21 protein-coding genes and 1 riboswitch are annotated in these 24,684 nt (G+C 38.2%); of the genes, 19 read left to right on the forward strand and 2 right to left on the reverse strand.

What is annotated here, in order from left to right; genetic code table 11:
• Positions 1–6: 6 nt before the first annotated feature.
• The 12 genes from CJ191_RS04105 (at position 7) to mgtA (ending at position 17,679) form a co-directional block, all read left to right on the forward strand.
• On the forward strand, positions 7–993 hold the full coding sequence (locus CJ191_RS04105) for a branched-chain amino acid ABC transporter permease (protein ID WP_102199064.1): 987 nt from the start codon (positions 7–9) through the stop codon (positions 991–993).
• A 2-nt stretch (positions 994–995) separates the two neighbouring features.
• Entirely contained in the window at positions 996–1,769 is a 774-nt protein-coding gene (locus CJ191_RS04110) for an ABC transporter ATP-binding protein (protein ID WP_070469072.1), read from the forward strand.
• A 9-nt stretch (positions 1,770–1,778) separates the two neighbouring features.
• The gene (locus CJ191_RS04115) at positions 1,779–2,492 is read left to right on the forward strand and encodes an ABC transporter ATP-binding protein (RefSeq protein ID WP_210382499.1); all 714 of its coding nucleotides are present in this window, start codon (positions 1,779–1,781) and stop codon (positions 2,490–2,492) included.
• Between the two features lie 127 nt (positions 2,493–2,619).
• A complete protein-coding gene (locus CJ191_RS04120) occupies positions 2,620–3,363 on the forward strand; it encodes a glycoside hydrolase family 73 protein (RefSeq protein ID WP_102199065.1) in 744 nt (247 codons plus the stop codon).
• Between the two features lie 101 nt (positions 3,364–3,464).
• Positions 3,465–4,121: a GntR family transcriptional regulator gene (locus CJ191_RS04125; RefSeq protein WP_070469067.1), complete on the forward strand. Its 657-nt coding sequence runs from the start codon at positions 3,465–3,467 to the stop codon at positions 4,119–4,121.
• Positions 4,122–4,688: 567 nt separating this feature from the next.
• Entirely contained in the window at positions 4,689–7,235 is a 2,547-nt protein-coding gene (locus tag CJ191_RS04130; protein WP_374754466.1) for a UvrD-helicase domain-containing protein, read from the forward strand.
• A gap of 33 nt (positions 7,236–7,268) precedes the next feature.
• The gene (gene ligA, locus CJ191_RS04135; protein ID WP_102199067.1) at positions 7,269–9,281 is read left to right on the forward strand and encodes an NAD-dependent DNA ligase LigA; all 2,013 of its coding nucleotides are present in this window, start codon (positions 7,269–7,271) and stop codon (positions 9,279–9,281) included.
• Between the two features lie 73 nt (positions 9,282–9,354).
• Complete coding sequence (locus CJ191_RS04140) at positions 9,355–10,482, forward strand: CamS family sex pheromone protein (RefSeq protein ID WP_180960931.1); 1,128 nt, start codon at positions 9,355–9,357, stop codon at positions 10,480–10,482.
• Positions 10,483–10,771: 289 nt separating this feature from the next.
• Entirely contained in the window at positions 10,772–11,077 is a 306-nt protein-coding gene (gene gatC, locus CJ191_RS04145; RefSeq protein ID WP_257994119.1) for an Asp-tRNA(Asn)/Glu-tRNA(Gln) amidotransferase subunit GatC, read from the forward strand.
• Entirely contained in the window at positions 11,077–12,531 is a 1,455-nt protein-coding gene (gene gatA / locus CJ191_RS04150) for an Asp-tRNA(Asn)/Glu-tRNA(Gln) amidotransferase subunit GatA (RefSeq protein ID WP_102199070.1), read from the forward strand. The genes gatC and gatA overlap by 1 nt, the downstream gene beginning before the upstream one ends.
• A gap of 15 nt (positions 12,532–12,546) precedes the next feature.
• Entirely contained in the window at positions 12,547–13,974 is a 1,428-nt protein-coding gene (gene gatB, locus CJ191_RS04155) for an Asp-tRNA(Asn)/Glu-tRNA(Gln) amidotransferase subunit GatB (RefSeq protein ID WP_102199071.1), read from the forward strand.
• Positions 13,975–14,587: 613 nt separating this feature from the next.
• A riboswitch (M-box (ykoK) riboswitch) is annotated at positions 14,588–14,754 on the forward strand.
• Between the two features lie 279 nt (positions 14,755–15,033).
• A complete protein-coding gene (gene mgtA, locus CJ191_RS04160; RefSeq protein ID WP_102199075.1) occupies positions 15,034–17,679 on the forward strand; it encodes a magnesium-translocating P-type ATPase in 2,646 nt (881 codons plus the stop codon).
• Between the two features lie 68 nt (positions 17,680–17,747).
• On the opposite strand, the gene CJ191_RS04165 is transcribed toward mgtA, so the two are convergent.
• Together CJ191_RS04165 and CJ191_RS04170 are read right to left on the reverse strand one after the other, a co-directional pair.
• Positions 17,748–18,314, reverse strand: coding sequence for a hypothetical protein (locus tag CJ191_RS04165; RefSeq protein WP_070468060.1), 567 nt, complete (start codon positions 18,312–18,314; stop codon positions 17,748–17,750).
• A gap of 82 nt (positions 18,315–18,396) precedes the next feature.
• Complete coding sequence (locus CJ191_RS04170) at positions 18,397–18,930, reverse strand: transcription repressor NadR (protein ID WP_070468058.1); 534 nt, start codon at positions 18,928–18,930, stop codon at positions 18,397–18,399.
• 184 nt (positions 18,931–19,114) lie between these two features.
• Between CJ191_RS04170 and CJ191_RS04175 the strand changes: the two genes are divergently transcribed.
• From CJ191_RS04175 to CJ191_RS04205, 7 genes are all read left to right on the forward strand, one after another.
• A complete protein-coding gene (locus CJ191_RS04175) occupies positions 19,115–19,588 on the forward strand; it encodes an S-ribosylhomocysteine lyase (protein WP_102199072.1) in 474 nt (157 codons plus the stop codon).
• Positions 19,589–19,598: 10 nt separating this feature from the next.
• Positions 19,599–20,735, forward strand: coding sequence for an ArgE/DapE family deacylase (locus CJ191_RS04180; protein WP_070468055.1), 1,137 nt, complete (start codon positions 19,599–19,601; stop codon positions 20,733–20,735).
• A 695-nt stretch (positions 20,736–21,430) separates the two neighbouring features.
• A complete protein-coding gene (gene rlmD / locus CJ191_RS04185) occupies positions 21,431–22,816 on the forward strand; it encodes a 23S rRNA (uracil(1939)-C(5))-methyltransferase RlmD (RefSeq protein ID WP_102199073.1) in 1,386 nt (461 codons plus the stop codon).
• Between the two features lie 441 nt (positions 22,817–23,257).
• The gene (locus CJ191_RS04195; RefSeq protein WP_070468052.1) at positions 23,258–23,482 is read left to right on the forward strand and encodes a helix-turn-helix domain-containing protein; all 225 of its coding nucleotides are present in this window, start codon (positions 23,258–23,260) and stop codon (positions 23,480–23,482) included.
• 43 nt (positions 23,483–23,525) lie between these two features.
• A complete protein-coding gene (locus CJ191_RS09190) occupies positions 23,526–23,672 on the forward strand; it encodes a hypothetical protein (protein WP_210382481.1) in 147 nt (48 codons plus the stop codon).
• Positions 23,673–23,704: 32 nt separating this feature from the next.
• Positions 23,705–24,349 carry a hypothetical protein gene (locus tag CJ191_RS04200; protein WP_210382480.1) on the forward strand — a complete coding sequence of 215 codons (645 nt, stop codon included), beginning with the start codon at positions 23,705–23,707 and terminating at the stop codon, positions 24,347–24,349.
• Positions 24,350–24,417: 68 nt separating this feature from the next.
• Positions 24,418–24,639, forward strand: a complete 222-nt coding sequence (locus CJ191_RS04205; RefSeq protein WP_257994120.1) for a hypothetical protein — start codon at positions 24,418–24,420, stop codon at positions 24,637–24,639.
• Positions 24,640–24,684: the final 45 nt, after the last annotated feature.

Here is a 24,684-nt window from a genome sequence, read left to right on the forward strand (position 1 = left end):
AGGATTATGATGAAAAAAGAATCATGGGCAAAGAACTTCTTTACTAAATCTACAATAACATGGATTTGTATGATTTTAGGATTATTCTTCATAATCATGGCAACCTATTTAATGGGATTAGTAACGTCGTTCTATCAAAATATTATGATCACAATTGGCATTAATATGATTTTGGCTGTCGGCTTAAACTTGGTAGTTGGTTATGCGGGTCAATTCTCGCTTGGGCATGCTGGATTTATGGCGATTGGGGCATACGTGGGTGCTATCCTTTCAATGCGTATTCCAGGGCCTATTGGCTTCTATGCAGGTATGGCAGCTGGAGCTGTTTTAGCGGCAGTTGTTGCTTTGATTGTAGGTGTGCCAACGCTACGCTTGAAAGGTGACTATCTAGCTATCGCTACGCTAGGGGCTTCAGAAATTATCCGTGTTATCATTCAAAACTTAGAAATTACCAACGGCGCAGCAGGTATTTCAGGTATTCCAATGAACGTTACTTGGATTACTTTATTTATCATTATCGTTTTAACAACATTATTAATTGTAAACTTTATTCATTCTAGCCCAGGACGTGCAACAATTGCTGTTCGGGAAAATGAAATTGCTGCTGAATCTGTTGGGGTAAAAACAACTAAATATAAAATTATTGCTTTCGTAATTGGTGCTATTACTGCATCAATCGCTGGTACTTTATATGCTGGTTACTTCTCAGTAATCAATCCATCACAATTTACTTTCCAACGTTCAATCGATGTTTTAATTATCGTTGTATTCGGGGGTATCGGTTCAGTGACAGGTTCATTTGTTGCGGCAATCGCCTTGGGTCTACTAAACTCAGTACTAGCGCCTTTAGGTCAATTGCGTATGGTTGTATATGGTATTGCGATTATTGCCATAATGGTATTTAAACCATCTGGATTGATGGGGGATTTTGAATTACAATTTAGCAAATTATTGAACCGTAAGAAGAAAACATCAGATAAAAAGGAGGCGTAACCATGTCATTATTAACGATCAAAGATTTAAATAAAAATTTTGGCGGGTTAGCCGCTGTATCAAATGTAAATATCGAATTAGAAAAGAATGAATTAGTTGGTTTAATCGGCCCTAATGGTGCTGGTAAAACGACTTTATTTAACTTATTAACTGGTGTTTATGCGCCGAGTTCAGGGGAAGTAAAATTATCAACTAACGAAGGTGAAGTTGTATTAAATGGTAAAGAGCCAAGTGAAATCAACCGTTATGGTTTAGCTAGAACCTTCCAAAATATCCGCTTATTTGGTAGTTTGACTGTTTTAGATAATGTGTTAGTTGCCTTACACACAAAACACGGGGCTAGTTTCTGGTCAAGTGTATTACGTACGCCAGGTTATTATAAGAATCGTGAAGAACTGAGAGAACGCGCGATTGAATTGCTAAGCATTTTTAATCTACAAGATTTACAATATGAAAAAGCGAAAAACTTACCATATGGGCAACAACGTCGGCTAGAAATCGTCCGTGCTTTGGCTACTGAGCCAAAAATCTTATTTTTAGACGAACCAGCAGCTGGTATGAACCCTAATGAAACAGCAAACTTAACAGAGTTAATTCGTCAAATTCAAAAGGATTTCGATATTACAGTTGTGCTTATTGAGCATGATATGTCCCTTGTTATGAATGTATGTGAGCGTATCTATGTATTAGAATACGGCAAATTAATCGCCCATGGTACACCTAGCGAAATCCAAAGTAATCCGGCTGTTATTAAAGCATACTTAGGAGGCGAGTAAAATATGACAATGTTACAGGTAAAAGATTTGAAAGTCTCATACGGTATGATTGAAGCGATTAAAGGCATTAACTTTGAAGTAAATCAAGGTGAGATTGTGTCCTTGATTGGCTCAAATGGTGCAGGTAAATCCACAACTTTACGGACAATTTCAGGAATTAAACCAGCTAAAAGTGGTCAAATTCTTTACGAAGGACAAGATATCCTAAAATCCAACGCAATGAAGATTGTACAGGCAGGTATATCTCAAGTACCTGAAGGGCGTCACGTATTTAAAGGGATGTCAGTTAAGGAGAACCTTTTAATGGGCGCTTACACGCGTAAAGACCGTGATGGGTTAAAAGAAGATATGGAAAAGTCATTTGAATACTTCCCAATCATTAAAGAGCGTTTAAACCAAGACGCAGCGACTTTATCAGGTGGGGAACAACAAATGGTTGCCATGGCAAGAGCTTTAATGGCTAAGCCAAAATTATTATTGTTAGATGAGCCATCAATGGGATTAGCGCCACTATTCATCCAACAAATCTTTAATATTATTGAAGAAATCAATGCAGCTGGTACAACAGTGCTACTGATTGAACAAAATGCCAAGCAAGCGTTAAGCATTTCTGACCGTGCTTACGTGATGGAAACTGGTAAGATTTTATTATCAGGAACTGGTCAAGAATTATTAACTTCTGAGAAAGTACAAGAAGCTTATCTTGGTGGGGCATTGGGATAGATTATATATTCTTAATATAAGCGTTGAGTAATCGTAATGGTTTACTCAACGCTTTTTATGTATAATGCTAGGAAAATGGCCCAATTATGGTCCAAAATAAGAGTTATGCAAGGGAGGTGACAATATTTTGGCAAAGAAAAAGAAGCAAAGAAAGCGCAGATTAACTGGTTGGCAAGGTTGGTTCAAAGGATGGCGACGGACATTTAGAAAGGCCTTCAAAAAAATAAAACCTAAAAAAACACGATATATCTCAAAGAAAAGACGGGCACAACGTCGTAACGAAATATGGTTAGGCACAATTGCAATTCTTGGTTTAATGCTCTTTTTCCTTCTACAAGACCAACAAGGGGTACCTTCATCAAGCGAGACGTCTAGCTCAGAGATAGATATTGTGTATACAGACCAGGAATTTGTGGATTTAATTGGCCAGTATGCCGTCACTGAATATCCAAATTCTCACGTATTGCCAAGTATTGTGACCGCTCAAGCAATATTGGAATCTAATTTTGGTAAAAGTCAATTATCTAGCAATTATTTTAATTTATTTGGGCATAAATCGTATAATCCAAACGATCCAAGTGTAGATCTACCCACCAAAGAATTTGTGAATGGGCAATATATAACTGTGGATGAACCGTTTCGGGTTTATCAGTCTTGGGAGGAGTCAGTGGCTGATCATGGACGTTTACTTGCAAATGGTACGTCTTGGAATGACACACACTATGATAGCGTCTTGAATGCAAGTTCCTATCAAGAGGCAGCCTATGCCTTACAAGAAGCAGGATATGCTACAGACCCTAATTATGCGGAATCTTTAATCGATGTGATAGAAAGATACGAACTAACTCGATTTGACGACCAAGTCCAATAGCTTTAGTGGAAGAAAATTCATTTGCATTGGTTACTGTTCAAGTGTATTATAAAAGATGAACAATATTTCTGTATATTGTACTTTTTATAGGGGGTAGAACTGTGGCAAAGAGTAAGAGCTATAAGGACATTGCGTATCAGTACCTAAAAGAACAAATCGATAGTAATTTGCTATTACCAGACACGCACTTAAAAGAAGTGGAGATTGCAGAAACGTTAGGCATGAGTCGTACGCCGGTTCGAAAAGCCATGGCACAACTTGCTGAGGAAAATTATGTTCGTATTGAACAATATAAAGGGGCAGTAGTGGCGAAAAATGCACTAAACGCACGAGCGATTGTAGAACGTCTACAATTTATTGAATTGTTAACGATGAATCTCTTCCAGCAAATGCAGAATAAAGATGTCCAAGTAGAAATTGAGCGCGTTGAAGAACTGAAACAAAAAATTTCTGAATCACTTGCAGCATATGACTTGGAAACTTACTTTGATACTGAATTCAAAATGTTTACCTACTTGGTATCCTTTTATCCGAACTCATACTTCAGACAGGTTACCTTGAATACAATTCAACCCCTGCATGAATTGTACATAAAAGAAGCGAAGGAAGATCACTCAACCTTCAAACGTGAAGCAAATGATTTGAAAGAAATCTATCCAACGATGTTGGAAGCTTTAGCACATAAGGATTATGCGATGGCGCGTAAGCAAGCTCGGATTTGGATAAACCAATTAATTCTTTATCAAATCAACAAATAATGAAGACAGACGAATCTTAAAGGGTTCGTCTTTTCTTATGACATCAGCCACTACATTAGTCTTCCGGTTTATGAGCGAGTTGGTGCTTTAGCACTTATTCGCTTAAATGCGTTAGCAGTTGTTGAGCTAAGCGGTCTCGCTCGCACCTTGTTAGTCGAGCTCTCCAGAACAGTCAGGGCTCCGCTTCAGATATAGGGTACGTGATGTGCCATCACTTCTCCTATATCTTCCATCGTCTCCTGCCTTAACGCTCTGTATCACATCCTGTTTAATCGGGTTCGCTCGACCAGCTCAAGTCCACTTCAGACTAACTTGTAGCTGATTGCATCAGCCACTACATTAGTCTTCCAGTGTTGTTGAGCTAAGCGGTCTCGCTCGCACCTTGTTAGTTGAGCTCCAAATGTCAGACTCGTGCCACTTCAGAAATAAGCTGCGTGATGTGCCATCACTACGTTTATTTCTTCCACTGTTACGAGTCTAAGCGACATTTGTCACATCCTGTTTTCGTTGAACAGGTGTTCTATAAATGGTATGCTTATCAGTGAAACTATACGGGAAGGTGGCCTAATGATGGCATTGAATCAGTTTACTAAGGGGCTTAATGATCGACAAAAGGCAGCTGTTGAGCATACCGAAGGGCCGCTATTAATTATGGCAGGTGCTGGTAGTGGGAAAACACGTGTTTTGACGCACCGCATGGCCTATATTTTAAGTGAAAAAGAGGTGAATCCTTGGAATATTCTAGCGATCACTTTTACGAATAAGGCCGCTAAGGAAATGAAAGAACGGGTTTCAGCTTTGGTAGGTCCGGATGCCAATGATATGTGGGTTTCTACTTTTCACGCTATGTGTGTACGTATTTTAAGAAGAGAGGCTGAGGCAATTGGTTTTACCCGGTCCTTTACTATCGCTGATCCATCAGAACAACAAACGCTGATCAAACGTATTATAAAAGAGTTAAACTTAGATAAGGATAAATTCTCTTATAAAATGTTACTAGGGCGTATTTCTGATGCGAAAAATAACTTAATGCTGCCAGATGATTATCGAAAAAATTATACAGGGTATATAGAGGATGTGGTAGCAGATGTATACGAACGCTACCAAAAAGGCCTTCAGGCAGCGCAATCTTTTGATTTTGACGATTTAATTATGTATACTGTTAAATTATTTGACCAACAGCCAGATATTTTGAAATACTACCAACAAAAATTTCATTATATTCATGTAGATGAATATCAAGATACTAACGAAGCCCAATATAAATTGGTTAAACACTTAGGTGGTTACTTTCATAATGTGTGTGTAGTAGGGGATGCTGACCAGTCGATTTACGGGTGGCGTGGTGCTAATATGGAAAATATCTTGAACTTTGAAAAAGATTATCCAAACGCAACCACAATCCTACTAGAACAAAATTACCGGTCGACAAAAAATATTTTGCAGGCGGCCAATAATGTGATTAATCAAAATACTTATCGTAAAGACAAGACGCTATGGACAGACAACGATAAAGGCGAATTAATTTCCTATTACCGTGCTCAAAATGAGCGTGATGAGTCAAACTACGTTATCAGTAAAATTAAAGCGACTATTCAAAATCAACAGCTCAACTACGGAGACTTTGCTATTCTTTATAGAACCAACGCCCAGTCTCGTGTAATGGAGGAAAATTTGGTAAAGGCCAACATGCCTTACCGAATCGTTGGCGGACTAAAATTCTACGACCGTAAAGAAATTAAAGATATACTCGCATACCTACGCTTACTTGCTAATCCATTGGATAACCTATCTTTTACCCGAATTATTAATGTACCAAAGCGTGGTATTGGCCCAGGAACCTTGGATAAATTAAATACATTTGCCAGCCAACAGGGGATTTCTCTTCTACAGGCGGCCTCACTAGTAGACCATTCGCCAATTACAGGTAAAGGTGCGACGAATTTAAAAGCTTTCAGCAAGATGATGGCCAATCTAGAAGCACAACGGGCCTTCTTACCTATCCAAGACTTGGTAGAAGAAGTTTTAGAAAAAACAGGCTACCTAAAAGATTTGGAAAAACAAAAAACATTGGAAGCTGACGCACGAATTGACAATATTCATGAGTTTATCTCGGTTACGCAAGAATTTGATAAACGTTGGGAAGCTGAACGGGAAGAACGGGAACAAGCAGCGCAGATTGAAGCGCAAGAAGAGGCAGACCGTCCAGTAGACTTACAAGATGCAAGCCTGAACCAAGCTGCCCCTAACCAAGAAAATACCCCACTAAATCCAGATGGCACCTTTAATTTATTTGACTTAGAAGGCATTCAGGCAGAACTAGATAGTGTAATGGATACCAATCCAGCCGAAGATGATGCTTTAATGGGCTTTATTACAGACTTATCATTGGTTTCTGACTTGGATAGCCAACAATTGGACCAACAAGGGGAATTAACTTTGATGACCTTGCATGCAGCTAAAGGGCTAGAATTCCCAGTTGTTTTCATCATTGGCATGGAAGAAGGGATGTTCCCATTAGCGCGCGCCGCTAAGGAAGAATCTGAACTTGAAGAAGAACGGCGACTAGCTTATGTAGGGATTACTCGGGCTGAACAAAAATTATATTTAACTAACTCATTATCCCGCTTACTTTATGGGAAATACCAGTCTAATCCTGTTTCAAGGTTTATCAAAGAAATTGATAATGCATTACTAGATGACAGTGAAAACGAACGATCTGTTTTCCAACCTAGTGGTCAAGCGGATTTACCCTTTGGACATCATACAGGATCTACCTTTGGTAATTCAACAAACTTTGCGTCAACTTACGGTAGCAAACAAAGAAGAACGACTAACACCTATGAAAAGGCGAACGCCAAGTCCTACTATGACCGAAAAAAAGAAGCGAAACGGTCAGTATTTGATCCCGTGAATGGCAATAAAGATATCGAAACAGTAGATGGTCCAGTTACTTGGGCGATTGGCGATAAAGCCGTCCACAAAAAATGGGGTGTAGGGACTGTTGTTAAGGTTCAAGGATCCGGCAACGAACAAGAGTTAGATATTGCTTTCCCAAATCAAGGTATTAAGCGACTATTATCTGCTTTTGCACCAATTCAAAAGCAAGCATAAAGAAAAAATCACGGAATAAAAGGAGATTGAACGATGACCAAGGATGACCAACAAAGTATTGATGTTGCACGCATTGAAACCTTAACCCATCAGTTGAATGATTATGCCTACCAATACTATGCCTTAGATAATCCAAGTATTTCGGATACCGAGTACGATAAACTTTACCGTGAGTTACAGGATTTGGAAACAAAATATCCAACTTTCATCCAAGCAGAATCGCCTACACAACGAGTGGGTGATGTCGTCAGTGAAGCATTCACCAAAGTAACCCATTCACAACCGATGATGTCATTAGCTAACGCTTTTAATTTTGAAGAGGTAGCTAAATTCGTAGCGGATGCCAAGAAAAGTATTGGAGACCAGGTACAGTTTGTATGTGAGTTGAAAATTGACGGTTTATCAGTGGCCATTCAATATGAGAATGGTCGCTATGTCAGAGCAGCTACTCGTGGAGATGGGGTTGTTGGTGAGGATATTACCAACAATGTTCGTACAATTAAATCTGTCCCTATGAAATTACGCCAAGACATAGATATTGAAGTTCGCGGTGAAATCTATATGCCAAAGGATGCTTTTTTAGCTTTAAATGAAAAGCGTGAAGAAGCGGGGTTACCAACCTTTGCCAACCCACGTAATTCAGCCGCTGGTTCAATTCGTCAGCTAGATTCAAAAGTCACAGCAGGTAGAAATTTAAATATATTCTTATATTCAGGTGTCTTTTCTGACCAATTGCCGATTAGAAGCCAACAAGACCTATTTAAATATTTCCCTGACTATGGCTTACGGGTAAATCCTCTGACGAGAGTTTGTGAAACATTTGAAGAAATTCAAGCTTATATCGAAGAGATGACAGCGAAACGCCATGAATTGTCATACGGCATCGACGGCATCGTTATAAAAGTGGATGATTTTGCTGACCAAGAGACGTTAGGTTATACAGTAAAAGCACCTAAATGGGCTATTGCTTACAAGTTTCAAGCTGAAGAAGTTGAAACTACGATTCGTGATATTGAATGGACAGTAGGTAGAACAGGTGTTGTTACACCAACTGCTATGATGGATCCCGTGTTACTAGACGGATCAACCGTTCAACGAGCTAGTTTGCATAATATGGACCTGATTGAAGCTAAGGATATTCGTTTAAATGATACAGTGATTATCCATAAAGCTGGAGATATTATTCCAGAAGTGGTGACGGTTGTATTAGATAAACGCAAAGAAGATTCACAAGCTTATCCTAAACCAACAACTTGTCCGGTTTGTCATAGTGAGTTAATCCATCTAGAAGATGAAGTAGCTTTACGATGTGTGAACCCAGCTTGTCCAGCTCAGGCGAAAGAAAAGTTATACCATTTTGTGTCTCGTAACGCCATGAATATTACTGGTGTAGGGCCAAGTGTTCTTGAACAAATGTATGATAAGGCAGATGTTCATAGTCCAGCAGACCTTTACCAAGTGAAAAAAGACCAGTTAATGGCCTTAGATAAAATTGGCGACAAGGCATCGGATAATATTATCCAAGCGATTGAAGATTCTAAAGCGAATTCCCTAGAACGTTTGTTATTTGGTTTAGGTATTCGTCATGTCGGGGCTAAAGCAGCTCGTCAAATTGCCGAAGTTTACCCAAGTATGCAAGAGATTATGACCAAAGATATTTCGGACTTTACCAGTATTGAAGGCATTGGCGAAACTATTGCGGATTCTATAGTGGCCTTTTTTGCTACAGATGGTGCCAAAGAAACGATTGAAGCGCTAGTGGATAATGGGGTCAATATGACCTACAAGGGTCCAATTAAAGCAGAAGTGGATACGATCGATTCCTTCTGGGCTGGTAAAACCGTTGTGCTAACAGGAAAATTGTCAGCATATACAAGACCAGAAGCTAAAAAAGCCATTGAAAATTTAGGTGGTAATGTAACGGGTTCTGTTTCTAAAAAAACCGATATACTCATTGCAGGGGAAGATGCTGGGTCAAAATTAACCAAAGCAGAGAGCTTAGGCATCACCATATTTTCTGAACAAGACATGGTTGACAAGTTATAATATAATAGACCAATAGAAGAAAATGGGAACTTGTGATTGGGGAGAAAACCAAGTTAAGAAAGGGAATGTCGTATTGAAAATCAAAAAATTCAAAACCTTATCTATATTATTGGTGGCGACCTTGGCCCTAGCAGCCTGCCAAAATGACCAAGCGGATTCAACCGAGTCAGCAGGATCAGCCAGCCAAACTTCATCTAATAGTGAAGAACAACAAACTAAAACAGATCAATTATCAACAGAATATTATCCATCATATATTAATGACGGTACTTACCAAGTCAATTCTGGTGCTGGTATAACTGCAGGAACATCCTCACAAGCCAATTCGGAGAATCTAGAGCGAGGGCTATACGACTTGGCGAAGAATATCTTCTCAACAGAGGACTATTCAATTCAAGAAGGACAAGTGCTTGGCGAAGAGAAAACAATCGCCTTCTTAAAAGCAAAATCTGATGACAACCCAGAAGGATTAAATCCAACTGACTCACTCTCCGAAACTTTAGATGGCTATGAACCTCGCTATTTGAACGCGATTATGGAATATGATTTTGTGGACGAAAATGGTAAAATAGCTGGTATTTCAATCGGTTTGGGGATGAACTATTCGGATACCTTTAACTCAGGATCAGAGACAAAAGAAGTTGAAATTACATCTGAAGAACGTATCGAGCAAGGGAAACAAATGGCGGAAACTATTGTAAGTAATATCCGTCAAGATGAAGCTTATGCCGATACACCAATTCATGTGGCTATTTTTGAAAATGAGGAGTCAGGTGACTTAGGAGGCGGTACTTTCAAAACAGATGCTGTTTCTTCAAGTGGAGACTCTTTTGGTGACTGGTCAACTTATAACCAAGACTTTGTTGTCTATGATGTAGATGACGCACCAAATGAAGAAGATACTGTATCCTTCACCCGTTTCCGTGACCAAATCCAATCATTTTATCCACAATTATCAGGGTTATCAGGGGTAGGTTACTATCAAGATAATGAACAACAAAGCGTTAATATCGTGATCAATAGTCAGTTTGATGGTTATAGCGAAGTCATTGCCTTGTCTCAGCAAGCTATTTCAACCGCTAGCTCAGTATTCAACAACAATATTGAGATTCAAATTCAAGTGGTAACGGCTGACGGTGTACGCGCCTTATTGACGAGAGATAAAGACTCAGACACCTTCAACTATGTATTAGTGGATTAAGATATGTGATATTTTATAACATGTCCACCTCTTTTTCTCATGATCAAAAAGGGGTTGGCACTTGTTTGCTAGCTGACAGTAATAGAAAAAATAGGCAGAACAATAGGCAAGTTTCAGTGAAAAAGCTTGCCTATTCGTATTTGTAAGCTATTCTTAAGATAAAAGATTAAAAATACAAAAATCTACTCATGTAACCTTAATTAACATTGTTGACTTGAGCGGTTTGTGCTAAAATGAAACAGGTAAAATAAGGCGAAAACTAAACTGAAGAATGAAGGAGGAACCCGTTATGTCAATTTCTGAAGAAGAAGTTAAACGGATTGCTAAATTAGCTAAATTCAAGGTGGAAGACCAAGAAGTCGATCACTTTACTGAAGAATTTGGAAATATTTTAAATATGACCGAAAAATTACAAGAAGTCGATACTACAGATGTAACGCCTATGTTTTGGGCAGTCGATTTTGAAAATGTGATGCGCGAAGATAAAGTTGTGAAAACACAAACCCGTGATGAGTTATTTATCAACGCCAAAACAACAGTCGATGGCTTTATCGAAGTGCCATCAATTATTGATACAGATGGAGGCGACGCTTAATGGAAAAATTTACAGAAACAATCCGCTCTTTAAATGAGAAATTAGTGGCTGGCCAAATAACATCTGTTGAACTAGTGGAAGAAGCTATCCGCCGTATAAAAGCAGAAAATGACGTTATTAACGCTGTGATCACTTTAGACGAAGAAAATGCGCTAGCAAAAGCTAAGGCATCTGATGAAAAAGGTTACTCCTCAGACCGTCCATTACAAGGGATTCCTATTGGATTAAAAGACAATATTTTAACAAATGGTGTTACAACGACAGCAGCATCTAAGATGTTAGCGGACTTTGTACCAATTTATGATGCAACAGTTACTGAAAAATTAGCTGCAGCAGGTGCGATTAATATTGCTAAATTAAACATGGATGAATTCGCCATGGGTGGTTCTAATGAAACTTCTTACTTTGGCCCAGTTCGCAACCCATTTGACACAGACCGTGTACCAGGTGGTTCTTCAGGTGGTTCAGCGGCTGCAGTTGCAGCTGGTCAAGTGATTGCAACATTAGGTACCGATACAGGTGGTTCAATCCGTCAACCAGCAGCATACAACGGTATTGTAGGTATGAAACCTACTTATGGTCGTGTATCACGTTGGGGTGTCATTTCTTTTGCTTCATCACTAGACCAAGTTGGTCCTATGACACGTACTGTTGAAGATAATGCCATTATGTTAGAAGCAATTGCTGGTTATGATGACAATGATTCAACTTCTGCAAATATTGAAGTACCTAACTATGTAGCTTCTATGAAAGATGGGGTTCAAGGTTTAACTGTTGGTGTACCGGTAGAGTTCTTCGGCGAATCAGTGGATGACCAAGTGAAAGCGCAAGTCCGTGCTTCCATCAAGCAATTAGAAAATGCTGGTGCAACTGTTAAAGAGATTAGCTTCGAAAACTTAAAATATGGTATTCCAGTTTACTATATCATCGCTTCTGCAGAAGCATCTTCAAACTTACAACGCTACGATGGTATCCGCTATGGTTACCGTGCAGAAGACTTCAATGACCTAGAAGAATTGTATGTCAATACAAGAACTGAAGGTTTTGGTGATGAAGTAAAACGTCGTTTGATGACCGGTACTTTCTCTATCGCATCTGAAAACTTCGATGAATACTTCATGAAAGCAGCTAAAGTACGTATGTTAATTAAAGAAGCATTTGATAAAATCTTCTCAGAAGTTGATTTAATCGTATCACCAGTAACTACTGGTACTGCCTTTAAACTAGGTGAGAAAAATGATGATCCAATCGAAATGTACATTGCTGACTTATTAACAGTTCCTGTAAACTTAGCTGGATTACCTGGTTTATCAATGCCTGTTGGTTTTGACGACAAAGGTCTACCAATTGGTTTACAAATTATCGGTAACCGTTTCGAAGAAGAAAAGATTTACCGCGCAGCTTATGCTGTTGAACAAGTAAACGACGCTTATACTAAACATCCAGCAGAGTAAGAGGGAGGAAATTACATGAATTACGAAACAGTCATTGGACTTGAGGTCCATGTCGAATTAAAAACAGAATCAAAAATGTTCTCTCCATCTGCCGCACACTTTGGAGCAGAACCTAATACCAATACAAACGTTATTGACTTCGGTTATCCAGGTGTCCTACCAAAAATGAACCGTCGTGGGATTGAATTCGCTATTAAAGCCGCTTTAGCATTAAACTGTGAAATTAATCCAGTACAACACTTCGACCGTAAAAACTACTTCTACCCGGATAATCCAAAAGCTTTCCAAACTACTCAGTTATGGCAACCTATAGGTGAAAATGGTTGGATTGAAATCGAAGTGAATGGTGAAACGAAAAAAATCCGCATCGAACGTCTTCACTTAGAAGAAGATGCCGGTAAAAACATCCACGGTGCTGGCGACTCATTAGTTGACTTAAACCGCCAAGGAACACCATTATTAGAAATCGTATCTGAAGCAGATATGCGCTCACCAGAAGAAGCATATGCTTACTTGGAAAAAATCCGCGAAATCATCCGTTTTACTGGGGTTTCTGATGTAAAAATGGAAGAAGGTTCAATGCGTTGTGATGCCAATATTTCTTTACGTCCTTATGGCCAAAAAGAATTTGGTACTAAAAACGAATTGAAAAACTTAAACTCATTCAACTATGTTCGTAAAGGTTTAGCGTACGAAGAAAAACGCCAAGCACAAGTATTAAATGCTGGTGGCGTGATTGAACAAGCAACTCGTCGTTATGATGAAAGTACTGGTAAAACACAATTAATGCGTGTAAAAGAAGGTGCAGCTGACTACCGCTACTTCCCAGAACCAGACTTACCGCCATTTACGGTTTCTGATGCTTGGTTAGCGGAAATTCAAGCGAGCTTGCCAGAAATGCCGGCTGATCGTCGTAAACGTTATGTCGATACTTACGAATTACCTGAATATGATGCGCAAATCTTGACTCAAACCTTAGAAATGTCTGATTTCTTTGATGCTGCAGTGAAAGCTGGCGCTGATCCGAAACAAGCATCTAACTGGTTAATGGGTGAAGTGAATGCTTACATGAACGATAATGAAAAAGATCTAGACCAAATTGGTTTAACGCCAGAATCATTAGCGGAAATGATTGGCTTAATTGAAGATGGTACGATCTCAAGCAAGCAAGCGAAAAAAGTATTCAAGCTATTAGCGGACAAAGGTGGTTCTGCTAAAGAGGTTGTTGAAGCTGAAGGGTTAGTTCAATTATCTGATCCAGCACAATTGTTACCATTGATCACTGAAGTCCTTGATAACAACCAACAATCAATTGACGACTATAAAGCTGGTAAGAAGAAAGCAACTGGTTTCTTAGTTGGTCAAATTATGAAAGCAACGAAAGGTCAAGCGAACCCACAAGTTGTGAACCAATTATTAACGGAAGAATTAGATAAACGCTAATTCTGAACAAAAGAAAACATGTCTGGTTCACTGAAACGGTGAATCGGACATGTTTTTTATTGTGTTTGAATGCGTGTTAAAGCCTTCGCTTACACTTGACCGATATTTGTATTAAAACTAGGATTAGAGGATTGAGATATTATTTAGCTTTCGGCTTTCACTTTACCTGTATAGCCTTAGATGCAGTGGGACCGGAATTAGCCAAGGTCTAATTCCTTGCCTGACGATTCATTCTGTAAGGGCCAAACAGAATGATATGGGTCAGTCATCCTTTTTCACTGCTAAGGCATGCTAGGTAGTTTCAGCCTTGGCTATGCCTCTATTTATCACTTTCTCGAGTAATTCGATTTATGAATAAAACTATTAATACTGACTATGTTAACCAAAGCATATATGAATCTGTCCAAAGGTGGATTAGACTAGCTGCGACGAATATGAAAATATTGGCTATTTTTTTCTTGTCCATGAATGCATTGATTAAGTGAATCCAGGTAGAAAAAAACGTAAAATTAAGTAGTAAATATAAGCTAAGGGGGGCTCGACGCAACCCAAGATTTCTCTATGGCTTGACAAGTGTAGTTAAAGCTTGTATGCTTATAGGTGTTGAAAAGAGAATATGATTTGTTAGGCAGAGGCTCCTATGCAAACACAGGCTACTGCCCAGAAACGTCCAGAGACGCCAATGGGTATAACAGGATTATCCGATAGAAGGAATTTCTAACGTAGCTAACAGTAATGTTTACGTTGTATAGTGCTAAAACTCCACGAAAAGATCAAAAGCAAAAAACAGGTGTATACCCGTTTTTCTTGTGGATATTTAGAGTAAGCTCTCGCTAATGTTAGTGGGGGCTTTTTATATTGCGACAAATCTTCATTTTAACAAGTATAAAATGAGGAGGTTTTTTTAATGGTAAAAAGGTGTATCCTTTCTTAATTGTTTTTATCATTTGTTCAATGGTTAAAGACTTTCTTTGCATCCTTTCCAGAACTTTAGGTGGCTGATTACAGTCTAGACTAGTGTAAGGAAGTAGCAGTATGTAAATGAAAGGATTGAATACAATGATGAATAACAGAGATCAATTAGGTTACTTTGAATTAGCTAGTAAACCTATTTTAGAAATAAAAGAAATATTTAAAGCAAAGGCAGATGGTTTTAAAGAGAACGAAGCAGATCAAATTAGAAGTGAATATGGTGATAATGAGATAAACTATGGTAATGAGAAAAGTTTATGGCGCTATATCTTTGAGGCTTATTTCACGCCATTTACACTAGTATTATTAGGTTTAGCTTTGATTTCGTTTCTAACAGACTATGTATTTGTAGATCCTGCTGAACAAGAAATTTTAGGACCAATCATTATTGTGGTGTTAATTATCTTAAGTGGTACGATGTCTTTGATTCAAACGATTCGTTCAAATCAATCTGTAGAAGCGTTAGAGTCTATGGTTGAGGTAACATCGGCAGTTAAGCGGGAAGGTCAGTATCAAGAAATTAGAACTGAAGATATTGTGATTGGTGACTTAGTTCGCTTAAAAGCTGGGGATATGATACCAGCAGATATTCGCTTACTAAACAGTAAAGATTTATTTGTATCACAAACTTCATTAACAGGTGAAAGTCATCCTGTTGAGAAACGTGCAAAGGATGAAGTAGAGGCACCAACTAGTGAAACAGATTACACTACCCTAGTATTTACTGGAAGTGAAGTAGTGAGTGGTGTTGGTGAGGGTGTGGTAGTAAGAACTGGGAATAACACCTTATTCGGTGGTATTGCGGATGCCTTTTCTAATGAACCTATCAAAACAAGTTTCGATGTGGGCATTGAAAAGACATCACTGTTATTAATTCGCTTTATGGGTTTAATGGCAGTCATTGTTATTCTGATTAATGGTTTAACAAAAGGTGATTGGTTGCAAGCTTTACTATTTGGTATCTCCATAGCGGTCGGCTTAACGCCTGAAATGTTACCAATGATTGTGACAACAAACTTAGTCAAAGGTGCTAAAGATATGAAAGAAGAAGGTACGATTGTACGGAACCTTCAAGGTATTCAAAACTTTGGTGCGATTGACGTATTAGTGACAGATAAAACTGGTACTTTAACGCAAGATAATATTGTACTTCAACACCATTTAAATATTGATGGAGAAGAAAGTAATCGTGTGTTACGTCATGCTTATCTAAATAGTTATTATCAAACAGGGTTAGGTAACCTTATGGATAAAGCAATTATTCGAGCAGGTGAAGAAGAACTAGCGTACGAAAAACTCGCTTATACAAAAGTAGATGAAATTCCTTTTGACTTCGGACGTAGAAGATTAAGTGTAGTAGTTGAAGATCAAACAGGTAAAACACAAATGATCACCAAGGGTGCAATCGAAGAGATGTTGGCTGTATCGTCTTATGTGGACTATGCTGGAGAAATTCTTGAGTTAACTGACCAAGCTCGTGAAAAAGTATTAGCACAAGTTGCTAAATTAAATAGCCAAGGATTACGTGTACTAGGTGTTGCCCAAAAAACCAACCCTAGTCCTGTAGATGCTTTCTCAGTGAAAGATGAAAGTGAAATGGTACTTATTGGGTATTTAGCATTCCTAGATCCACCAAAACCATCTACTAAAGCAGCAATTAAAGCATTAAATGATCACGCTGTGAATGTGAAAATTATGACAGGTGATAATGAACTCGTGACGGTATCTGTAGCTGAGCAGGTAGGTATTCCTACAGATCACATTATTTCAGGGGATCAATTAGTGGGTAAAAGCGATGAGGAATTACGTGAAATTGCAGAAAAACATAGCTTATTTGTGAAGTTGAATCCAACGCAAAAATCAACTTTAGTCACAATACTAAGAGAAAATGGTCATGTAGTAGGATTCCTAGGTGACGGGATTAATGATTCACCAGCATTAAGAGCAGCTGATGTGGGTATTTCTGTGGATAATGCAGTGGATATTGCTAAAGAGTCAGCGGATATCATTTTGCTAGAAAAAGACTTAATGATTCTTGAAAAGGGGATTCTAGCAGGACGAAAAGTATTTGGCAATACGATGAAATATATCAAAGCGACTACTTCGTCTAACTTTGGGAATGTATTCTCAGTACTGATTGCAAGTATATTCTTACCATTCCTACCAATGCTACCCATTCAATTGCTATTCTTAGGCTTAATCTATGAAATTGCTTCAATGTCATTACCATGGGACGATATGGATAAAGAATATTTATATCTACCTAAGAAATGGGAAGCTTCTTCCATTCAAAAATTTATGGTATGGTTTGGCCCAACAAGTTCCATTTTTGATGTCACAACCTTTATCATTACATTTTTCCTTATTGCTCCAAGTATTGCTGGTGGACAATTTGTAAACTTAAACGAAGGGCAACAGGCATTATTTATTGCCATCTTCCAATCTAGTTGGTTTATTGTTTCATTATGGACACAAACGCTTGTTTTGTATACACTACGCACACCAAAAATCCCATTCATTCAAAGTAGACCATCAAATATGGTACTTGCAATTACAGGTATAGGCATTTTAATTGGTACATTCGCACCCTATACAGGTCTAGGGCGCGCACTTGGTTTAGCTGCATTACCAATCCAATTCTGGGGATTATTAGCAGCAACAGTCGTTTTATACTTAATATTAGTTCAAATCGTAAAACACATATATGTAAAACGTCATGGTGAATTACTATAAAAGCAGTTATGGACCTTTGGAAAATAGCAAGAAAAAAGAGCGCATTCGCGCTCTTTTTCTTATCCATTTCATAAATTTACCTGAGCAAAACCAAGGTGTGCTCGTTTTTCGATGGCCTTCGTAATTTGATAGGCAATTTCAAAGTCAATCATACCATGGATTAAGGAACCGATACCGATTAAAACAATCAAGGTATACAAGAAATTATCTGATGGTGGCACTAGGCCAGCCGTAGTCAAAGCATATACAATCATTAATTCGCCAAGGCCGTGAATGGTATTGATGAAGAAGTTAAAGGCTGTTCTTGAGCCAATTTTGACCAAGGTATTTGGTGCTTTTTGTAGGTAATAAGCACCTAAAGCCGCAAAAATTAAGTGGGTAAGGGCACGAGCCACGATGATAATTGGGAAACCTGCCATTAGAAATCCGATAGTAGTGCCGATTGCGACAATAGCTGCGGTTGAAGGTTTTCTAAACATAGACATGTCAACTGGAACATGTGAACCTAAGGTAAAGGAGGCAGGGCCAATGACAATTTTAAAGGGCATAATTAAGGGGATAAAGATCCCAATAGCGGTGAGTAAACCAGTAATCGTTAAATTTTGTGTGCGCTTAGACACTTGATTTCTTTGCATGATAATTTCCTCCCAAATTTGTTGAGTTTATCATACGCAAAATATTTCTAGGTGTCAAGACACCTGTCAAGACTTTTTGAAATTAAATCGTTTCGTCTAGTAATATCCCAGTAGCCTTTAGGTCAGCTTTTATTGCGTTAAAAGTTGCTTCATCTGGTGTGGTAATGGTATGTAGGTGAATACCATTTGTTAATGAAGAGAGCATAGTACCAGTAGACTTATCCATAGCTGTTTGGAATTCTTTTATATCTGCTTGATTTTTGATTTGTAAGCTAGCCTTTAGTAAACCGTAGTAAGGGTGATCTACTTCAACATTTTCAACGAAACCACCGTGATTAATGATAATCGTTAATTCCTCAACAGCTTGGTTAGCTAAATGTTGGCAGACGATTTTGCCTCGGTAGCGACTTTCATCCACGCTAGTTGCCTTATCAGCTAATAGATAGCCTTGGTTACTGGCGATGATGTCATAGTGGCTGGCTCGTAAAATTGCGACATCTCCTACAATAATTTGGCGACTAACACCAAATTCTTTGGCAAGACTAGTCGCTTTAAGAGGTGTGGTAGCTTGGTTCAAGGTTTGTATGAGTAAGTCTCGGCGTTTACTTGCTTTCATGGTAGTACCTCCTTTAGATCTTTTGTTGATTATAGCATAGGTTTTTACTTGGCTACTAACAACTAGGGTGATCCTCTTATCCAATAAGGGATGATTACGGTAACTTTGAAAGCTTGACAATTAATGATAAAATAATAAGGAAGTTTTAACTTAAATGCATGAAAAATAGATAAGGAGATTAATGATGGCAAAAGTAGAAAGTTTTACCTTAGATCATGATGCAGTTAAAGCGCCGTATGTGCGTATTGCAGGTGCTGAAACAGGTAATTTAGAAGATAAATTAAGTAAATTTGATATACGTTTTGTGCAACCAAACCAAGATGCTATTCCAACAAGTGCTATTCATACGTTAGAACACTTATTAGCAGCTTATACACGCGATTATTTAGAAGGCGTGATCGATATCTCACCAATGGGTTGTCGTACTGGTTTCTATATGATTGTCTGGGGAACACCTTCAGTTGAGGAAGTAGCAACTGCCATGACTAAAGTATTGAATGATGTCTTAGCAGCTAAATGGTCTGATGTGCAAGGGACAGAACGCGTTGAATGTGGTAACTTCCGTGATCATTCACTGTGGGCTGCGCAACAATATGCAAAAGAAGTTTTAGAAGCAGGATTCTCAGTTGATCCATTCGAGCGTAAAGTCTTAAAATAAGGAGGTTTCTATGGATAAGCAAGAGAAAATTAAAATTTTACAGGATGTCATCCAATTAGAAACACCAAACGGTAACGAAGAAATTGTTGCTTTGTATTACAAGAACTTACTTGAAGCACACGGTATCGAATCACAATTGATTCAATATGCGGATGGTCGTGCGAACTTGGTAGCAGAATTAAAAGGTCAAGAAGATGGGAAGATTTTAGCTGTATCAGGTCATATGGATGTGGTAGATGCGGGTAATCCTGAATTATGGACATACCCACCATACGGTGCAGAAATTCATGATGGTGTGATGTATGGTCGTGGGACAACTGATATGAAAGCTGGTTTAACGGCTTTAATCATTGCCATGATCGAGTTGAAGGAGTCTGGCCAAGCCTTTGCTGGTTCAGTTCGTTTACTCGCTTGTGTTGGAGAAGAGATTGGGATGCTTGGGTCTAAACAATTAACAGATCTAGGATATACAGAAGATATTGATGGCATGATTATTGCTGAACCATCAACACCTTATTACTACACAAAACACAAGGGCTCAATTCAGTATCAAGTAATCGCGCGTGGATCTGCCGCCCATTCTTCTACACCAGAAAAAGGGCTCAATGCCATCTTGCTGTTAAATACATTTATCAACAAAGCGAATGTAAAGATAGAAGAAGCGGCTGCAACTGCTGAAAACGATATGTTAGGTAGAATGTTGAATGTATTCACTATGATTGAGGGTGGAAACCAAATTAACTCGGTACCAGAGTATGCTGTGTTATCTGGTAATGCGCGTACAATTCCTGAAGTAGGCAATGATGTGGTGATTGATATCTTCAATGATGTGATTGAAGATATTAACGCAAACGGTCAGGGTATATTAGAATTGAACTTGTTACAAAATAACCAATATGCAGATGGAGATAATGAATCTGCATTAGTAGATTGCATTAAGCTAGAAGATCCACAAGCGGAAAACCGCGGGTTAAGTGGTGCAACTGATGGATCTAACTTTACCAATGTAGATAACAAATTTGACTTTGTTATTTATGGACCAGGTAGGATTGATAGCGCGCATACCATAGACGAATCTATTGAAGTGGACCAATACTTGGACTTCATCGATAGATATGTAAATATCTATAAAGAATATTTGAAATAGGATGTGAGACAGGGCGTTCAGACAGGAGACGGTGGAAGAATAGTGCCGTATCACACAAAGTGTGATGCAAACTATTCTGAAGCGGACACCTGTCTGCCCTGACGAGCTCAACTACAGGGTGCGAGCGAACCCAACTAAAAAGGTGCGAATATTGACTCTTAAACAGTGCGCTTATTGAGCCTTCGGCTTTCACTTTACCTATCATTGCCTTAAAACTAGGATGCGATGTAGGATGTTCAGACAGGAGACACTGGAAGAATTGCGCGTATCACACAAAGTGTGATGCAAGGTATTCTGAAGTGGAAACCTGTCTATCCTGCAAAGCTCAACTTGCAGTGGGACTGGAATTAGCCAAGGTCTAATTCCTTGCCTGACGATTCAACCTGTAAGGAATAAATTCCTAACAGGTTGATATGGGTCAGTCATCCTTTTTCACTGCAAAGGCATGCTAGGTAAGTTTCCGCCTTTGGCTAATAGTAATTTTTAACTATGTATAAGAGACAATTTTTTATGTTTTAAATGATTGAAAATATAGAGAAACAGAGTATTTATATACATACAATTGAAGGTTACTAAGAGAATAGAATAATGACTTGATGGACGCTGGCACTTAGGTGTTGGCGTTTTATTGTTTTCTGAGTATTTAATGGATGTGCATGTTAAAATAATGGGGATAAATATAAAGGATGATGATGATGAAACAAAAATATACAACGCCGATTCAAAAGAATGCGTCTTTTGAGGGCACAATTGAAGATCTTACTTTTCAAGGATTAGGTGTGGCTAAAGTGGATGGCTATCCTTTATTCGTAGAGAATGCTTTACCTGGTGAAATGGGGACAATTAAGGCCATTTCTGTGGGTAAAAAGTTTGGCTATGGAAAAATGATGAAACGAACTGTGGATTCGCCAGACCGAGTAGCCATTGTGGATAAGGTTTCAAGTCAAGTAGGTACAATGCCATTGCAACATATGACTTATGAAGCACAACTTGCTTTTAAACAAAGACAAGTAGAGAATGCTTTCAACCGTTTTGGTTTAGCTGAAGGGCGTAAAGTATTGCCTACTGTGGGTTCTGAAGATACTTTTAAATACCGTAATAAAGCGCAAATTCCTGTCGGTACGGATAAAGAAGGAAGGTTATATTCTGGGTTTTACCGGAAAAACTCTCATGAAGTTATCCCTGTGGAAGATTTTAAAATCCAATTACCAGGTATGGATGAAGCTATCCAAACAATTGTGCATATCTTAAACCAACATGAGTTGAAAGGTTATGATGAAGTGACACACTCAGGTCTAATACGTAATATTGTGATTCGTAAAGGCTACTATACAAACCAAATGATGGTTATCATTGTGGTGAATGGTAAAGATTTACCGGAAGAAAACCAAATTGTGACCAAAATTGTGGAAAAAGTGCCAGAAGTGGTGTCTATTGTCTTAAGTTCAAATACTAAACAAACGAATGTTGTGATGTCAGGTACACAACGTGTGTTATATGGTGTGGATAAATACGAGGACAAGATGTTTGATTTCACCTTTGATATTTCAAGTCGGTCATTCTTCCAAATTAATACACCTCAAGCTGAAAAGTTGTATCAATTAGCGATTGATGCAGCTGATTTAACAGGGGAAGAAACAGTGGTAGATGCCTATTGTGGAATTGGTACGATTACCATAGCATTAGCGAAAAAAGCTAAACAAGTATACGGGGTAGAAGTAGTCGCTGATGCGGTTAAGATGGCCAAAAATAACGCTACTAAAAATAATGTTGATAACGTGCATTTTGAAGCGGGTCAAGCGGAAACAGTTATGGGTGAGTGGGTTAAAGCGGGTATTCAACCGGATGTCGTGGTTGTTGACCCACCACGTAAAGGCTTAGATGATACTTTCATCGAATCAACAATTGAAGCTAACCCAGAAAAGATTGTCTATGTTTCGTGCAATCCAACAACTATGGCACGAGACATCGCAAAATTCGTAGAAGCAGGCTATGACTTCGAGCAAGTTCAACCATTAGATATGTTCCCACAAACTTGGCATGTTGAGACGGTAGTATTGATGTCAAGAGCAGATAAGTAAGGGTGTATTAAGATAAGTAAATAAAGGCTTTCCGTGGTTTGCAGTCTGGTTCTAGGCCGGAAGCATAATCACGGATTTTTGCTTTGAGGGAGTTTATCCAAGATTAGTGAAATTAAAAAGCCATCAGTAAGTACTGCTGATGGCTAGGTGAGTTGATAAGATTGCTGGTAAAAATGTGCTGAGTTGACAAGATGGCTATTGGCTTGAATGGATAAACAAGGAAGATCATCCAAAATGTTACGGTGTATGGTGACCACTTTATCATATCCTTTAAATCTAGTATTGAAATTGAAATATGAAAACCAGAAGTAAATAGCCCATGACTCTGAAGTAGAGTTGTGGGTTTTCTTTTACTTGTTGATTATAATAATAATTTTATAACTATTTCATTTATCAACCAAATGGTTTATAATATTCTTAGCGTAAACTTGGAGGTGCTGTATGACTACGGCAGAAATGATTAAAGAACTGTGTGAGCAAATGAATATAAGCGTTTCTGAACTTGCTAGACGCATTGGCCAGACTCCACAGAATTTCAATAAGAAATTACAACGAGAAACGGTAACCTTGGATGAGTTGAAGGCCATTGCTGATGTGCTAGGTGTCAAGTTTGTGCAGGCATTTATTTTACCAGATGGTTATGAGATTAAGACGGATAATAATTGAATTAATAATATTCTACAATTAATAAATAATGAGGAGAGATGATATGAAACCAATCAGTTTAACAGAACAGCTTATGTTTAATACTGTAAGAATAGAAGCCCATGATGGTTCTTCAGGAACTGGGTTTTTCTTTAATTTTCAGGAGAATGAGCTTACTATACCGACCTTATTACAAATAAGCATGTTGTAAATTATAATAGGAATGAGACTGTGAAGTTCTTCTTGCATTTAAGAGAAGATGACGGCTCAACTACTCAAAACTATGCTCTTACGTTACAAACAGAATGGTTTTTTCATTCTGATAAGGATCTATGCTTTACATTTATAAACCCGATATTTGAGGAAGTAAAAAAACGAACAGGAAAACAAGTATTTTATTTAGCTAACGATGAAGGTTTAATTCCTAACAAAGATAAATTGATGGAATTAAGTGCTTTAGAAGAAATTGTAATGATCGGCTACCCTATTGGTTTATGGGATAGCAAACATAATTATCCAATTTTCAGAAAGGGATACACAGCTTCTCACCCTGCTTATGATTTCAACACAAAAGGAATCGGTCTAGCAGACATTGCTGCTTTTCCAGGATCATCTGGATCGCCAATTTACATTTTAAACGAGAATGGCTATTCTGATAAAAAAGGTAATACTTATCTAGGCGCTCGTAGAATAATATTTTTAGGAGTTCTATATGCCGGCCCCACAATGAATGCAAATGGTGAGATATCAGTTGTTGATATACCTACACAACAAAAAATTATTAGCAGAACTTCAGTTATGACAAATTTAGGTTATTACATCAGATCAGAAGAGTTACTTGAGTTCAAAGATGTAGTTAAAGAAAAGTTAAAACAACAGAATAACTAATAGAGATTAACACAAGTAAATAAAATCAAACCTTGTTGCAGAAAGCATACATATAGGATGGTGATATCATGTTTAATTCAAAATTAAGAAAAAATGCGATCGATAATTATAAGGCAGCGGTTGAACGTTATGAGAAAGTTGCCAATGATTTAGGTGAAAACACGAATGTTCTTTATCAAGAGCGTAAAAAAGCTTTAGCTCTTGTTAAATTAATTGAGGAACGAATTAATCAATTAGCAAACACTCCAAAGCCAGCTATAAAGATGTCAAGGAATAAATTGAAAGTTTAGGACGTGATTCTGAAGTGTGATTTTGAAGGAATTTATGTTATTGCT

Origin of the sequence: Aerococcus viridans (assembly GCF_002871935.1) — a bacterium.
GTDB lineage: Bacteria > Bacillota > Bacilli > Lactobacillales > Aerococcaceae > Aerococcus > Aerococcus viridans_B.